The sequence below is a fragment of the Nonomuraea sp. NPDC051941 genome (assembly GCF_044593615.1).
Genome location: NZ_JBIUCF010000005.1, coordinates 25,268 through 39,027 on the forward strand (window position 1 = coordinate 25,268; position 13,760 = coordinate 39,027).

The window sequence follows — 13,760 nt, forward strand, 5'->3', positions numbered from 1 at the left end:
GCTGGGACGTACCCCATCATCGTTCCGGAGATCGGTCAAATAGGGTGAAGTTCGTGGAACCCGGGACTCCTGACCGCCGAAGCGCCGGACGATACCTGTGGTGGCTGGTCAGGAGTCAGCCCGGCCGCATCGCCGTCGGCGCGTTGCTGGGCTCCGCCTGGATGGTCTGCCTGACGCTGCCGCTGTACTTCCTGTCCCGCGCCATCGACGACGGCCTGGCTCCGGGCGACAGACCCGCGCTGGCCGGCTGGACCGCCGCCGTGCTCGGCGTCGGCGTCCTGAACGCCTGGCTGGCCATCATGCGCCATCGCACGATGACCAGGGTCCGGATGGACGCCGCGTTCCGCACCGTACAGGTGGTGGTGCTGCACGCGACGCGGCTGGGCGCGGCGCTCCCGCGCAAGGTCACGGCCGGGGAGGTGGTGACGATCGGGTTCGGCGACGCCGGCCTGATCGCCCACGCGCTGACCATCACCGGGCCCGGCGTCGGCGCGGTGCTCGCTTATGTCGTCGTGGCCGGGCTGCTGCTGGCCGTCTCGCCGCTGCTGGCCGCGGTGGTGCTGTTGGGTGTGCCGTTGCTGGTCATGCTGGTCGGGCCGCTGCTGGGACGGCTGCGCGGCGCCGAGACGGCGTACCGGCTGCGGCAGGGCGAGCTCGCCGCCCGGTTCGGGGACATCGCCGGAGGGCTGCGGGTCCTGAACGGCATCGGCGGCAAGGACGTGTACGCCGAGCGCTACCGGCGCGGCTCCCAGGAGCTCCGGGAGAAGGGCTACCAGGTGGGCGCGGTCACCAGCTGGATCCACGCCCTCGGGGTCGGCCTGCCCACGGTGTTCCTCGGCGCCGTGACGTGGCTGGCGGCCCGGATGGCCGCGCAGGGCGACATCACCACCGGCGAGCTGGTCGCGGTGTACGGGTACGCCGGTGTGCTGGTGGTGCCGGTCACGAACCTCATCGAGACCGGGTACGGCTTCAGCCGCGGCCTCGTGGCCGCCCGCCGGGTCATCCACTTCCTCACCCTCGAACCGGACGTCACCGGCGGCGACGCGGATCCGCCCGCGTCGCCCGCGCCGCTGCGCGACCCGGCCTCGGGCGTCGAGATCGCGCCGGGGAGGCTGACCGCGCTGGTCGGCGCCCGGCCGGGGGACTCGGCCGCGGTGCTCGACCGGTTGGGCGGGTTCACCGCGTCGGCCGCGACCTGGGGCGGGATCCGGCTCGACACCATTGACCCGGTACGGGTCCGCGAGCGGATCCTGCTGGCCGACAACGAGGCGGACCTGTTCGCCGGCATGCTGCGGGACGTCGTCGCCGGCCGGCACGATCCCGGCGACGAGGCCGTGGGCCGGGCGGTCCACGCGGCCATGGCCGAGGACATCGTCCGGGGGCTGCCGCACGGGCTGGACTCCGCCGTCGACCCCCAGGCCCGCAACCTGTCCGGCGGGCAGCGCCAGCGCGTCCGCCTGGCCCGGGCCCTGCTGGCCGACCCGGAGATCCTGCTGGCGGCCGAGCCCACCTCCGCCGTGGACGCCCACACCGAGGCGACCATCGCCGCCCGGCTGCGCGAGGCGCGAAGGGGCCGTACCACGGTGGTCACCACGACCTCGCCGCTGCTGCTGGACCGGGCGGACACGGTGTACTACCTCGTGGACGGCTCGGTCGCGGCGGCCGGCGAGCATCGCGACCTGCTGCACGAGCACCCGGGCTACCGCCTGCTGGTGTCACGCGACGACGAGCCCAGCACACCACCCGAGCGGGCCGCCCGATGACCGGATCCCCGCCCGAGGAGGCCGCGCGATGACCGAGCCGCAGCCCGTCGCCCAGCCGGCCCCCGTCGCCCAGCCGGCCCCCGTCGCCCAGCCGGCCCGTGCGATGACCGGGGCCCTGCCGGTCGCCGAGCCGGCCCGGGTGCGGCGGGCGGCGTTGCGCCTGATCCGCCTGGACGGCCGCGCCTTCGCCGCCATGATCGCCCTCAACGCCCTGGCCGCCGTCGCGGGGCTGGCCGGGCCGTGGCTGCTCGGCCGGATCGTCGACGCGGTCAAGTCCGGCGCCGGGGCCGCCGCCGTGGACCGGCTGGCCCTGGCCATCCTGGCCGCCGCCCTGGTCCAGCTCGTCCTGTCCCGCTACGCGGGCCACGTCGGCCACCGCTTCGGCGAGCGCACGCTGGCGCGCATCCGCGAGCGGTTCACCGAACGCGCCCTCGACCTGCCCGTCTCGGTGGTCGAGCGGGCCGGCACGGGCGACCTGACCACCCGGGGGACGACCGACGTGGCCGCGCTCGGCGCCACGCTGCGCGACGCCGGGCCGGACGTCCTCATCGCCGCGGTCCAGGCGGCGTTCATCCTGGCCGCGGTCTTCGTGCTCGATCCGCTGCTGGGCGCCTGCGGGGTGCTCGGCCTGCTGGGCATCTGGTTCGCCGCCCGCTGGTATCTGCGCCGCGCGATCCCGGCCTACCTGGCCGAGGGTGAGGCCAACTCCGCGCTGGCCGAGCAGCTCGCCGCCACCACCGCCGGCGCGCGCACCGTCGCGGCGCTGCGCCTCGAACACCGCCGCATCACGGCCTGCCAGGCGGCAATCGGCGAGTGCCGCCGGACCCGCGTCCGGACCCTGTTCCTGCGCAGCGTCCTCTTCCCCGTCGTGGACATCTCGTACGCGATCCCGGTGGTCGGCGTGCTGCTGGTCGGCGGCCTCATGGCGAACGGCTCCATGACCCTCGGAACGGTCGTCGCCGCCGCCCTCTACCTCCGCCAGCTCGGCCAGCCCCTGGACACGATCCTCCTGCACCTGGAGGGCATGCAGAGCAGCGGCGCCTCGTTCGCCAGGGTCGAGGGCCTCGCCCTGGTCCCGGGGCCGGCGCCGGCCGCCGGGCCGGAGCTCGTACCGGACGGCGACCGGCTCGTGGCCGCCGGCGTGCACTACGCCTACGACGGCGGCCCCGACGTCCTGCGCGGGGTGGACCTGACCGTCCGCCCCGGCGAGCGTCTGGCGATCGTCGGGCCCTCGGGCGCGGGCAAGACCACGCTGGGCAGGCTGCTGGCGGGCGTGGACGCCCCGCGCACCGGCACGGTCACCGTCGGCGGCGTTCCCGTCGCCGCCCTCGACCCCGGCCGCCTGCGCGAACGCGTCGTCCTGGTCACCCAGGAGCACCACGTGTTCCTCGGCACGGTACGCGACAACCTGCGCATCGCCGCCCCTTCCGCCACCGACGCCGAGCTGCGCGCGGCCCTCGCCACCGTCGGCGCCGACTGGATCGACGACCTCCCGGACGGCCTCGGCGCCGATCTCGGCCCCGGGGGCCACCGGCCCGACGGCGCGCAGGCCCAGCAGCTGGCCCTGGCCCGCGTCGTACTGGCCGACCCCCACACGCTGATCCTCGACGAGGCCACCGCGCTGCTGGACCCGAGGACCGCCCGCCACACCGAGCGCGCCCTGGCCGCCGTGCTGGACGGCCGTACCGTCATCGCCATCGCCCACCGCCTCCAGACGGCCCACGACGCCGACCGGGTGGCGGTCATGCAGGAGGGCCGCCTCACCGAGCTCGGCACGCACCACGACCTCGTCGCGGCCGGGGGCACGTACGCCGAGCTCTGGCGCTCATGGCACGGGGAGTGAACGCTCAGTGGCCCTGGTGGTACTGGTGCGTCACCGCATGGCCCTTGCCCCGTGAGATGAGCCACTTGTTCACCGGCGTGGTCAGCACGAACGCCACCAGCAGCGCACCGGCCAGCGCCACCCAGAACAGCCAGTTCGACAGGCCCGCGTCCATCGCGCCGGGCACGAGCAGCATCACCGCGTTGTCCAGGACCTCCATCATCGCGATGGAGATGGTGTCGGCGGCCAGCGCCACCCGCAGCGCGGTGCGGAAGTCGACACCGGCCCGCAGCACGCCCCGCATGGTCAGCGCGTAGCCGAACACGAAGGCCAGCGCGACGGACAACACCACGGTGGTCAGGTTGGACAGGCCGGCGGCGGTGCCGATGACCATGCCCAGCACCTCACCGATGGCGCAACCGGTCAGGCAGTGCAGGGTCGCCTGCGCGGCCATTCCCCACGTGGCCGCGGGCGGGGCCTCATGGTGTGCGTGGTGGTGCTCGCTGTGATCCATACGATGCTCCTTAGTAGAGGGGAGACACATTGTAGGGGTATGGGGTATATCGATAATCGGGGGGCGGGCGCGGATAAGCTGACGGCTCATTAGCGACATATCGCGCTAAATCCGTATTCGAGGAGAATCTTGAGCCTTACCCAGCCGCCCGGCGTCCACCGCCTCCCGGCGGCCCCGCTCGCCGGAGGCGTCCGGTGACCGGCGCGCAGCTGATCGAGCGCGTACGCGGGCTGGCCGCGTCCGGCGAGCGCGTCGTGGTGGGCATCGCGGGATGCCCGGGCGCGGGCAAGTCCACGCTGGCCGGCTGGCTGGCCGAGAACCTCACCTCCGCCGGGCTGCCGGCGGTGTGGGTGCCGATGGACGGCTTCCACCTGGCCGACGTCGAGCTCGAACGCCTCGGGCGGCTGCGCCGCAAGGGCGCCATGGACACCTTCGACGCCCACGGCTACCTGGCGCTGCTCCACCGCCTCCGCGCCGAGACCGGCACCGTCGTCTACGCCCCGTCCTTCGACCGCGAGATCGAGCAGCCGATCGCCGGCGCCATCCCGGTGCCGCCGGCCGCGCGGGTCGTGGTCAGCGAGGGCAACTACCTCCTCGCCGACGACGAGGCGTGGCGGCGGGTGCGGGGGGCCATGACCGAGGTCTGGTACGCGGAGATCGACGACCGCGTCCGCCTGGACCGGCTCACGAGGCGGCACGTCCAGTTCGGCAAGACCCCCTCCCAGGCCGCCCGCTGGGTCGCCGAGGTCGACGAGCCCAACGCCGCCGCCATCCGCACCACCCGCGACCGCGCCGACCTCCTGCTCAACCCCGACACCCTCGCCCCGTCCCCCTGACCCACGATCTCGCCTGACCTCCGGCACCGCCTGGCCCATCGGCATCCCGACCTGCCCGCACCCCTGGCCCGCCGGCAGCCCACCGCCCCGGTGCGCAAGGGAGGGCCGCCCCAGAGCGCCGGGCTGGGCGCCGTTCGTGTTGCGCCGGTCTCCTCCGCGTCGCATCCCGCCGACCCGGCGCCGGCGGTGCAAAGCGTGCGGTGGGTGCGGGCTGGGCGCCGTTCGTGTTGCGCCGGTCTCCTCCGCGTCGCATCCCGCCGACCCGGCGCCGGCGGTGCAAAGCGTGCGGTGGGTGCGGGCTGGGCGCCGTTCGTGTTGCGCCGGTCCCCGCTGCGCCGCGTTCCGCCGACCCGGCGCCGGTGCAAAGGGCGTTCGATGGGTGGGGTCTGTGCCCGATCAGCGCTGTAGCGCGCCCGCTGTGCCCGGTGCGCCCGCCGTGCCCGGTCGGTCGGCGCGGTCGGCGCGGTCGGCGGCGGGTGGGCGGTGGCGTGGGTTGGTTATGGGGTGGGGGTGATCTTGGCGTGGGCGCGGGCGGTGAAGCGGGTGGCGTCGATGACGGTGCGTTCGTGGGTGCCGGTGCTGATCACGTCAGCCCCGTCCTCGGCGCTCACCTCGAACCGCAGCCGCCGCCCCTCCACCCCCGTCAGCCGCACCCGGCAGGTGACCTCCATGCCCGGCGGCGTGGGGGCCTCGTGGCTGAGGTCGACGTGCGTCCCGACCGTCTGCTCGCGCGGCCAGTCCAGGTACGGCACGACCGCCTGAACGCACGTCCACTCGATCAGCCCCACCAGGAACCCGGTGGCGAAGACGGGCGGCATGATCGCGAACTCCGGCGACTCCGGATACAGCCCCGCCACGATCTTGCTCTCCGGGACGCGGAAACGGAAGGTGTGTTCCAGTCCGGGCTTCAGCTCACGCATGATCCTACACTGACAGGTCTGTAAACCCGGGACAAGAGGTCAGAGCTCGCCGAGGCGGCGGGTGAGGAAGCGGCGCTCGGCCTCCGTTGTGGCCAGGTCGAGCGCCCTCCGGTACGCCGCCCGCGCCCCAGCGGTGTCGTCCAGGCGCCGCAGCAGCTCGGCCCGGGTGGAGTGGAAGTACCGGTAGCCGTCGAGACCGAGCCCGTCCACGATCGCCAGCGCCGCCCGCGGCCCGTCGACCTCGGCGACCGCCACCGCTCGGTTGAGCTCGACCACGGCCGAGCCCGTCAGCTCCCGCAGCCGGTCATAGAGCGCGGCGACGGCCCGCCAGTCGATCCGCTCCTCGGTCTGCAGCGCCGCGATGGCCGCCTGCACCACGTAGGCGCCGCGGGCGCCGAGCGCGAGGGCGCGGTCGAGCAGCGCCTGCCCCTCCTCGATCTGAGCCGCGTCCCACAGGCCGCGATCCTGCTCGTGCAGCAGGACGATCTCGCCGTCGCGGACCCGGGCGGCGCGCCGCGAGTCGTGCAGCAGCATCAGCGCCAGCAGTCCGGCGGCCTCGGGCTCGCCGGGCACGAGCTCGACCAGGATCCGGGCCAGCCGGACGGCCTCGGCCGCCAGGTCGGCGCGGCCGTCGCCGTACCCCTGGTTGAAGATGAGGTAGAGCACGGAGAGCACCGCCTCCAGGCGGGCGGGCAGCAGGTGCTCCCGGGGGATCCCGAACGGGATCCCGGCCGCGCGGATCTTGTCGCGCGCCCGGGAGAGCCGCCGCTTCATCGTCTCGTCGCTCACCAGGAACGCCCGGGCGATCTCCGGGGTGGACAGTCCGCCCAGGGCCCGCAGGGTGAGCGCGACCTGGGCCTCGTCCGCCAGGGCCGGATGGCAGCACAGGAAGAACAGCTCGAGTCGTTCGTCGGGGACCGCCGACTCGTCCATCGTCACCTCCTCGCCCGGCTCCGGCCGGTCCAGCATGCGGAGCTTGTCCGCATAAGTACGGTCCCGGCGAAGGCGGTCGATCGCCCGGCGGCGCCCGGTCACCACGAGCCAGGCCCCGGGATTGTCCGGGACCCCGTCGCGGGCCCAGCGCTCGGCCGCGACGGCGAACGCCTCCTGCGCGGCCTCCTCGGCCACGTCGACGTCGCCGGTGTAGCTCACCAGGGCGGCGAACACGCGGGCCCACTGGTCGCGGAAGATCTCCTCGAGCACCGGCTACCGCTCCACCAGCGGCCGCACCTCGACCGATCCGCCGAGGCGGGCGGCGGGGACGCGGGCGGCCAGCTCCAGCGCGTCGTCGAGGTCGTCCGCCTCGACGATGTAGAACCCGCCGAAGATCTCCTTGGTGTCGGCGAACGGCCCGTCGGTCATCAGCGTCCGGCCGCCCTGGACCCGGACGGTGGTCGCGGTCTCGGCCGGTTGGAGCCGCTCGCCCGAGATCATGCGCTCGTCCTGCATCAGCGCGACGTACTCGGCGGTGATGGCGGCGCGCTCGTCGGCGGTGAGCCCGTCGTACGCTCCGGGCCGCTCGTTGATCAGCAGTGCGTATCTCACGGTGGTCTCCTTCACGCCGCCGCGTCGCGGCCGTAGACGAGGCGGACGGCCTGACCCATGCGTTCGGCGGACTCCAGAGCCAGGCCGAGGGGCCGGTCATCCTGATCGAACAGGCGGCGTCCCCGGCCCAGCACGGTCGGGAACACCAGCAGCCGGTACTCGTCGACCAGGTCATGCGCCCGCAGCGCGGCGACGACGCTGCCGCTGCCGGCGACCACGATATCCCGTTCCCGCCTGCGCCCGGCCACCTCCTCGATCAGGTCGCCCCGCAGGAGGGAGGAGTTGCTCCACCCCTCGACGCCGTCCGACGATCGCGAGGCGACGAGCTTGGGGATGGCGTTCATCTTCCGGGAGAACTCGTCGTCCCTGCCGGGCCAGATGCGGGAGAAGCGCTGCCAGGTGGCGCGGCCCAGCAGCATGGCCCCGGTGTCCAGCACCTCGCCGAGCGCGAACTTGTCGCCGGCCACCGACTCGGGCCCGTACCGGAAGGCCCAGCCTCCCCACGGCGTCCCGTCCGCCCCGTCCGGGTCCTCGATGACCATGTCGAGGGAGACGAACTCGATGACGATCAGCTTGCCCATGTCCTTGAACCTTCCTCGTAGCCGGTTGCTCGGCAGGAGGACGGACGGGTCGGGCCCGGGGGGACAGGTCGTCGATGTGACCCTGGTCACATCCGAAGCGGCCTTTACCCGTGAGCGGCTGCTCGCATGTTTAAGCACACGGTAACGTGTCAACTACTGTGCGTATAGAATGCCTGGTTGGACGGTCAAGGTTTCGCACCGGTTCCCCCCGATCCGGGGCACCCCTCCATGCCCCGGGGCCGGTGCGGGCGCGCCCGGCCGCTCCAGCGCTGACGGTGAAAGGTTCGGTGAAACTCCGTCATGCACATCGAGCACGAAGACCACGTCTACGGCCTCCCGATCCCGCACGGCCATGCCGTCGGCGACGGCTTCGTCACCGTGCCGGCCCAGGCCGCCGGCCCCGGCCAGCTCACGCTGCTGACCCCCACCGCCGTGCACCACCAGGTCTTCACCGTGGTCCGGTTGCGGGCAGGCTACGACCTGGCCGAGGTGGACGCGTTCCTGTCCACCGTGGAGACCACGATCAGCCTGCTCTGGCAGGACAACGCCCACCTGCGCGAGCGTCTCGCCGCCGCCACCCCCGCCCCGGCCGACATGCTGGCCGCCGCGGAGGAGAGCGCGCGGGAGACCGTCGAGGTCGCCCGGCACGAGGCTCGGCAGACCGTCGAGGCCGCCCGGGAGGAGGCGCGGGAGACCGTCGAGGCCGCCAGGCAGGAGGCGCGCCACACGCTGACCGAGGCCCGCGCCGGCGCCGAACGGGTGCGGCTCGATGCCGCCGCCGCGGCCGAGGCGCTGACCAGGACCGCCCGCCTGGCCTATCAGGAGGCCATCGAGGAGCAGTTCAACGAATTCGACGCCGTCCTCGCCGACCACGGCAGGCAACTGCAGGACAGCCTGCACACCCAGCTCGGCCGGTTGCGCACGGTCCTGGAGGACGTCGCGACGCCCGGCCACGGCACGCACACCGGCCCTCTCGCGGCTCAGTGATCGATCACCGCACACCAGCCAGAAAGGCCGTCACATGTTCTTGCCGCTCGGGGGGTCAGTACTGCCGTTGCCGGCGCGCGACGCGGCCATGGGGGCCGCCATGCCGGTCTGGACGGTGTGGGCCGCCGTGGGCCTGGTGGCCCTGTCCACGCTGGCCGGCGCCCACCTGGCGCAGCGCAAGGCCGACCGGATCAGCGTCTGGCTGGCCGTCGCCTCGGCGCTCATGCTCATCACCGCACTGACCGACGTGATGCCCGATGCCTGGCGGGAGGCCGTCGCGACCCATGTGCCCGTGTGGCTGGTGGCGGTGGCCGGGCTGTTCGGGTACGTCGTCATCACGCACTTCACCCGCCACGGGTGCGCCCACCAGCACGACGTGGGCCGGCGTGCCCGGCACGCCCCCGGCATGCACCGGCGGGTCGAGCAGGCCGTCAGCGCCGCCGTGTACGGGGGAGTGGGCACCGCCGTCGCGCTGAGCCTGCACCGCATGATCGAGGGCGCCACCCTGGTGCTGGCCGCCTCGATCATCGTCGTGGCCGCGCTCATGATCCACTCGGCCGGTGAAGGGGTGGCCCTGACGGCCATGCTCGACCTGGCCCGCAAGCCGCTGGCTCCCTGGCTGGCGCTGGCCTGCCTCAGCCCGGCGGCCGGCGTCGTGCTGGCCAGCGTGGCGCCGCTGCCGCCGCAGAGCGTGCCGATCCTGCTGGGCGTGCTCACCGGCGTGCTGCTGCGTACCGCGATGGTCGGGCTGCAGATGGCCCGCGCCAGCGGCCGGCTGCCGCGCCGCCAGGTCGTCGTCGTGGCGACCGGCGTGCTGGCCGTCGGCGGCCTGCTGGTCACCGCCCAGACCATGCTCCCCGGCGCGCTCCCCGCCCCGGCCGTACCGGTCGCCGCCGCCCGCCTGGGCGCGCCGCCCACCCCGCAGCCGCGCCCGCCGTCCCCGCGGCCCAAGCCGACGACCGGACCCGAACCGATGACGGCCGGCGAGCTGCGCACCGCCGTCGCGGCCGGGCGGCTCGGCCTGGAGGCCCTGCTGTCGCGCACCGACCTGGCCACCATCGGGGCCGACGTGGAGACGGTGCTGCGGGCGCTGCCCGGGCGCAGCGGCACCGAGATCACCCGCGTGCTGCGCAGGGGCAGGATCCTCAGCGGCGCCAGCATCGGGGACCTCACCCTGCGCCAGCGCCACTACCTCCTGCTCGCCCTCGGCGCCATCCCGGCGAGCCCGGCCGGATGAGCCGCAGCACCTATCAGGGGGCCCGGCCGGTGAGGTAGCGCTGCAGCGTCGGCGCCATCCAGGCGATGAGCTCCTCGGGCGAGGACGAGACCAGCGCGTCCACCCGTACGGCGTATCGGGTGATGGCCAGCCCCACGAGCTGGCCGGCCGCGAGCGCCGCGCGCAGCTCGGGCTGGTCCACGCCGAGCTTCCTGGTGACCTTGCCGAGCATGTCGTTGGCGAGGAACTCCCTGATCAGGGCGGCCGCGTGCGCGTTCGTGGCGGCCGAGCGCATCAGGCCCAGCACCGGGCCGGGCCGGTCCACCGCGCCGAGCAGGCCGAGGACGTATCCGGCCAGCCGCTCCCCGAGCTTGCCGCGGGGCCCGTCCAGCAGCATGGCCACGGCCTGCTCGGGCTGGAACACCGACGTCACGACCGCGCTGAACAGCTGCTCCTTGCCGCCGAAGAACCGGCGCACGAGCGCCGGGTCCACGCCGGCGTCCGCGGCCACCTGGCGCATGCTGGTGGCCTCGTAGCCGCCCGCGCTGAAGGCCCTGGCCGCCGCGGCGACGATCTCTTCCCTGGTGGTCGAGGCCCCCGGCCGCCGCCCGGTCCTGCCTGTGCGTTCCTCCACGGCCGCCAAGTTATATCCCCGTACAGGGACTTGCTACCCCTATAAATCAGATGCTGACTGTTACGGTGCTCTGTTAGCGTCAGCATCGTGACGGCAGTCGAGTTCCCGATCCTCGGGACGGAACCTCTCGCGGTGGAGCTGGCCAACACGCTGTACGGCGCGGGGGAGGCGCGGATCGACTTCCTGCCGGACGCCCGGCGGGTCGGCGAGTGGTTCGCCCAGGTCTCCGAGCGCCATGGGGTCGCGGTCGCGATGGGTCCGCACGCGGCCCGGGTGCGGATGTTGCGCGACTGCGTGCACGCCCTGCTGTCGGCCGCCGTCGAGGGGCGCGTTCCCGACGCGGCGCCGGTCCGGCGGGTCAACGACTTCACGGCGGCGGCGCCGACGTACCTGCGGCTCGACTGGAGCGGCGGCGCGCGGGCCTCGCGCTGGACCAGCACAGTCACCGGCACCGTCACCGGCCCGGCCGCCGTGCTCGGGAGCATCGCCACCTGCTGCGTCGAGCTGCTGACCGGCCCCCAGGCGGATCGGGTACGCCGCTGCCAGGGCCCCGGCTGCTCGCTGTTCTTCGTCCAGAACCACCCCCGCCGGCGCTGGTGCCACCCCTCGTGCGGTCACCGCGACCGCCAGGCCCGCTACTACCGCCGGCAGCACACCCCCGGAGCGTCCTGATGATCACATGGCGTCGGCTCGGCCAGGAGGACTTCCCCCTGCTGCGTACGTGGCTGGAGCAGCCGCACGTGGCGCTGTGGTGGAACCACGAGACCTCGATGGAGGCGGTGACCCGCGACTTCGGCCCCGCCGCCCGCGGGGAGGAGCCGTCGGAGGACCTGCTCGTGTTCCTCGACGGCCGGCCGCTCGGCCTGGTCCAGCGGTCGCGGTACGCGGACTACCCCGACTACCTGGCCGAACTGGCGACGCTCACCCCCGTCCCCGACGGCGCGGTGAGCATCGACTACCTGATCGGCGACCCCGGCCAGGTCGGCCGGGGCCTGGGCCCGGAGATGATCCGCTCGGTGATCGAGCGGACCTGGACGGAGATCCCCGGCTCGTCCTGCGTGCTGGTCCCCGTCTCGGCGGCCAACCGCGCGTCGTGGCGGGCGCTGGAGAAGGCCGGGATGCGCCGGGTGGCCGAGGGCGAGCTCGAGCCCGACAACCCGATCCACGATCGCGCCCACTACGTCTACCGGATCGACCGGCCGGCCGACCCCGAGTAGACCAATCGCTTGGTTGGGAAGTATCCTTGGCCCCCGTCGGCAGCGCAACGAGGACGTGAGGGCACCGTGGTCGAGCAGCAGCAGTCCAGCGGCGGTTTCATGGCACGCGTCAGCACCGCGCTCCGCCCGTTCTTCCAGTGGCTCGCGGGCACGAGGGGTTTCGCGCGGGTCGCGCCCAAGATCGTCCCGCCTCTTGATCGCTTCGTCAACCGGGTGACCGGCGGTCGCGTGCTCATGGGGGACCAGATGATCCCCCACCTGCTGCTCACCACGACCGGCAGCAAGTCAGGGCAGGAGCGCCAGAGCCCGCTGGCCTGCCTGCCCGAGGACGGCGGCACGTTCCTGGTGGTCGGCAGCAACTTCGGCAGGGAGCACCACCCGGCCTGGAGCGGCAACCTGCTCAAGACCCCGCAGGCCACCGTGACCTTCCGCGGGCGGGTCATCCCCGTCACGGCCGCCCTGCTCGCCGGAGCCGACCGCGAGCAGGCCTGGCAGGCGCTCACCGGCTTCTGGCCGCTGTACGACGGCTACACCGAGCGCTCCGGCCGCGAGCTGCGCGTCTTCCGCCTGTCCCCGCGCTCCTGACCGCCCGCTTACCGGCCGCCGGCCACGTCGCCGACGACCTGCGGGATCTCGAACAGGTTGGCGGTGTCCCCGGTGTGCAGGAACGCCACGTTCCGGCCCGGCTCGACCCGCCCCGAGCGCACGTGGTCGAGCAGCCCCGCGAAGCCCTTGCCCGTGTAGACGGGGCCCATGAACACGCCGTCCGAGCGGGCCAGCTCCTTGATGGCGGCGACGCCTTCCGGCGAGGGCACCGCGTAGTCCTCGCCGATGAACCGTTCGTCGACGTCGATCTCGGCGCGGATGACCTCGTCGGCGGGGACCGGGACCTCGAGCAGCTTGAGGATGTGCTTCACGCGGTCGACGATCACCTCGACGTTGATCCAGTTCCCGGGCCGGTAGCCGCAGATCGCGATGGAGCGCACGACGACCGGGCTCCGCGTCACCAGCTTCGCCGCGATCAGGCCCGGCAGCGCCGTGCCCGTGCCCGCGGTGTGGTAGAGGTAGTCGAGCCGGACCCCGGACGCCCCGGCCTGCTGGATCATCTCCGTGAACGTCAGCGTATGCGCCACGAAGCCGTACGGATGCGCGCCGCCGGTGGGCACGATCAGCGCCTTGTGCCCCTGTGCCTCCAGCTCGGCCTTGCGGGCGGTCATCGCGTCGGCGATGCGCTGCTGCTCGTCGGCCGTGTCCCAGTAGGCGCCGCCCCGGGTGGGCAGGTAGTGCGTCTCCACGTCCATGATCTTGCTCAGCAGCAGGTTGCCGCGGTACTCCGCGAGCTCGCCGTGGCGTCCTTCGTCCCGGGTGAGGAAGAGGATCGGCGTGAGCCCGGCCGCCCGGCAGGCGGCGGCGAACTGCATGCCGGAGTTCGTCAGGTAGACGCCCTGCGTGATGAGGTGCGTGACGCCGTCCTCCAGGGCCTGGCCGATGATGAACTCGGCCAGGCGGGTCTTGCTTCCGCTGATGGTGCCGGGCCCCGCCAGGTCCTCCCGCTTGAGGAAGAAGCCGGCCCCGTAGGCGGCCGACAGATTGTCCAGGCGGTGGAAGGGCGTCGGGTAGAAGCCGATCCGCCTGCGGGGCAGCCGGTCGACCAGCGCGTCGAGGGCGGCGAGGTCCATGGTGGAAACCCTTCTTCAGGCGACGTGCCTCCATGCTCCATCAGCC

Annotated in this window: 15 protein-coding genes; 8 read left to right on the top strand and 7 right to left on the bottom strand. The window is 73.5% G+C overall.

Translation table 11 applies throughout. From position 1 onward, the window contains the following. Positions 1-53 precede the first annotated feature (53 nt). Together ACIHFD_RS11205 and ACIHFD_RS11210 are read left to right on the top strand one after the other, a co-directional pair. Positions 54-1,763 carry an ABC transporter transmembrane domain-containing protein gene (locus ACIHFD_RS11205; RefSeq protein ID WP_397366672.1) on the top strand — a complete coding sequence of 570 codons (1,710 nt, stop codon included), beginning with the start codon at positions 54-56 and terminating at the stop codon, positions 1,761-1,763. A gap of 28 nt (positions 1,764-1,791) precedes the next feature. Next, complete coding sequence (locus ACIHFD_RS11210) at positions 1,792-3,606, top strand: ABC transporter ATP-binding protein (protein WP_397366673.1); 1,815 nt, start codon at positions 1,792-1,794, stop codon at positions 3,604-3,606. Positions 3,607-3,610: 4 nt separating this feature from the next. Here the strand turns inward: ACIHFD_RS11210 and ACIHFD_RS11215 are convergent, their stop codons facing one another. Then, positions 3,611-4,099 (bottom strand): DUF4396 domain-containing protein, encoded by a 489-nt coding sequence (locus tag ACIHFD_RS11215; protein WP_397366674.1) that lies wholly within the window; start codon positions 4,097-4,099, stop codon positions 3,611-3,613. 194 nt (positions 4,100-4,293) lie between these two features. On the opposite strand from ACIHFD_RS11215, the gene ACIHFD_RS11220 reads away from it, so the two are divergent. Next, entirely contained in the window at positions 4,294-4,935 is a 642-nt protein-coding gene (locus ACIHFD_RS11220) for a nucleoside/nucleotide kinase family protein (protein WP_397366675.1), read from the top strand. Positions 4,936-5,432: 497 nt separating this feature from the next. Here the strand turns inward: ACIHFD_RS11220 and ACIHFD_RS11225 are convergent, their stop codons facing one another. Genes ACIHFD_RS11225 through ACIHFD_RS11240 form a run of 4 tightly spaced genes read right to left on the bottom strand, consistent with a single transcriptional unit; the run spans position 5,433 to position 7,981 of the window. Then, positions 5,433-5,855 (bottom strand): thioesterase family protein, encoded by a 423-nt coding sequence (locus ACIHFD_RS11225; RefSeq protein WP_397366676.1) that lies wholly within the window; start codon positions 5,853-5,855, stop codon positions 5,433-5,435. Between the two features lie 39 nt (positions 5,856-5,894). Next, positions 5,895-7,058: an RNA polymerase sigma factor gene (locus tag ACIHFD_RS11230; protein ID WP_397366677.1), complete on the bottom strand. Its 1,164-nt coding sequence runs from the start codon at positions 7,056-7,058 to the stop codon at positions 5,895-5,897. Positions 7,059-7,061: 3 nt separating this feature from the next. Further along, the gene (locus ACIHFD_RS11235) at positions 7,062-7,400 is read right to left on the bottom strand and encodes a YciI family protein (protein WP_350727648.1); all 339 of its coding nucleotides are present in this window, start codon (positions 7,398-7,400) and stop codon (positions 7,062-7,064) included. 11 nt (positions 7,401-7,411) lie between these two features. Then, positions 7,412-7,981, bottom strand: a complete 570-nt coding sequence (locus ACIHFD_RS11240) for a dihydrofolate reductase family protein (protein WP_355195585.1) — start codon at positions 7,979-7,981, stop codon at positions 7,412-7,414. 300 nt (positions 7,982-8,281) lie between these two features. Between ACIHFD_RS11240 and ACIHFD_RS11245 the strand changes: the two genes are divergently transcribed. Then, the gene (locus ACIHFD_RS11245; protein WP_397366678.1) at positions 8,282-8,968 is read left to right on the top strand and encodes a DivIVA domain-containing protein; all 687 of its coding nucleotides are present in this window, start codon (positions 8,282-8,284) and stop codon (positions 8,966-8,968) included. A 34-nt stretch (positions 8,969-9,002) separates the two neighbouring features. Further along, positions 9,003-10,205, top strand: coding sequence for a hypothetical protein (locus ACIHFD_RS11250; protein ID WP_397366679.1), 1,203 nt, complete (start codon positions 9,003-9,005; stop codon positions 10,203-10,205). 13 nt (positions 10,206-10,218) lie between these two features. Here ACIHFD_RS11250 and ACIHFD_RS11255 read toward each other — a convergent pair whose 3' ends face one another. Continuing rightward, entirely contained in the window at positions 10,219-10,818 is a 600-nt protein-coding gene (locus tag ACIHFD_RS11255; RefSeq protein WP_397366681.1) for a TetR family transcriptional regulator, read from the bottom strand. Between the two features lie 87 nt (positions 10,819-10,905). Here ACIHFD_RS11255 and ACIHFD_RS11260 point away from each other — a divergent pair, with 87 nt between their 5' ends. From ACIHFD_RS11260 to ACIHFD_RS11270, 3 genes are all read left to right on the top strand, one after another. Beyond that, on the top strand, positions 10,906-11,490 hold the full coding sequence (locus tag ACIHFD_RS11260; protein ID WP_397366682.1) for a CGNR zinc finger domain-containing protein: 585 nt from the start codon (positions 10,906-10,908) through the stop codon (positions 11,488-11,490). Continuing rightward, positions 11,490-12,035, top strand: coding sequence for a GNAT family N-acetyltransferase (locus ACIHFD_RS11265; RefSeq protein ID WP_397366683.1), 546 nt, complete (start codon positions 11,490-11,492; stop codon positions 12,033-12,035). The genes ACIHFD_RS11260 and ACIHFD_RS11265 overlap by 1 nt, the downstream gene beginning before the upstream one ends. A gap of 66 nt (positions 12,036-12,101) precedes the next feature. After that, positions 12,102-12,620: a nitroreductase family deazaflavin-dependent oxidoreductase gene (locus ACIHFD_RS11270; RefSeq protein WP_350727655.1), complete on the top strand. Its 519-nt coding sequence runs from the start codon at positions 12,102-12,104 to the stop codon at positions 12,618-12,620. Positions 12,621-12,628: 8 nt separating this feature from the next. Here the strand turns inward: ACIHFD_RS11270 and ACIHFD_RS11275 are convergent, their stop codons facing one another. Next, entirely contained in the window at positions 12,629-13,714 is a 1,086-nt protein-coding gene (locus ACIHFD_RS11275) for a 1-aminocyclopropane-1-carboxylate deaminase/D-cysteine desulfhydrase (RefSeq protein WP_397366684.1), read from the bottom strand. Between the last annotated feature and the right edge of the window lie 46 nt (positions 13,715-13,760).

Excerpts from the sequence above, each read along its gene's own strand:
- ACIHFD_RS11245 (WP_397366678.1), top strand. The coding sequence starts at position 8,282 with ATGCACATCGAGCACGAAGACCACGTCTACGGCCTCCCGATCCCGCAC.
- ACIHFD_RS11265 (WP_397366683.1), top strand. The coding sequence starts at position 11,490 with ATGATCACATGGCGTCGGCTCGGCCAGGAGGACTTCCCCCTGCTGCGT.
- ACIHFD_RS11240 (WP_355195585.1), bottom strand. The coding sequence starts at position 7,981 with ATGGGCAAGCTGATCGTCATCGAGTTCGTCTCCCTCGACATGGTCATC.
- ACIHFD_RS11225 (WP_397366676.1), bottom strand. The coding sequence starts at position 5,855 with ATGCGTGAGCTGAAGCCCGGACTGGAACACACCTTCCGTTTCCGCGTC.
- ACIHFD_RS11250 (WP_397366679.1), top strand. The coding sequence starts at position 9,003 with ATGTTCTTGCCGCTCGGGGGGTCAGTACTGCCGTTGCCGGCGCGCGAC.
- ACIHFD_RS11275 (WP_397366684.1), bottom strand. The coding sequence starts at position 13,714 with ATGGACCTCGCCGCCCTCGACGCGCTGGTCGACCGGCTGCCCCGCAGG.
- ACIHFD_RS11210 (WP_397366673.1), top strand. The coding sequence starts at position 1,792 with ATGACCGAGCCGCAGCCCGTCGCCCAGCCGGCCCCCGTCGCCCAGCCG.
- ACIHFD_RS11215 (WP_397366674.1), bottom strand. The coding sequence starts at position 4,099 with ATGGATCACAGCGAGCACCACCACGCACACCATGAGGCCCCGCCCGCG.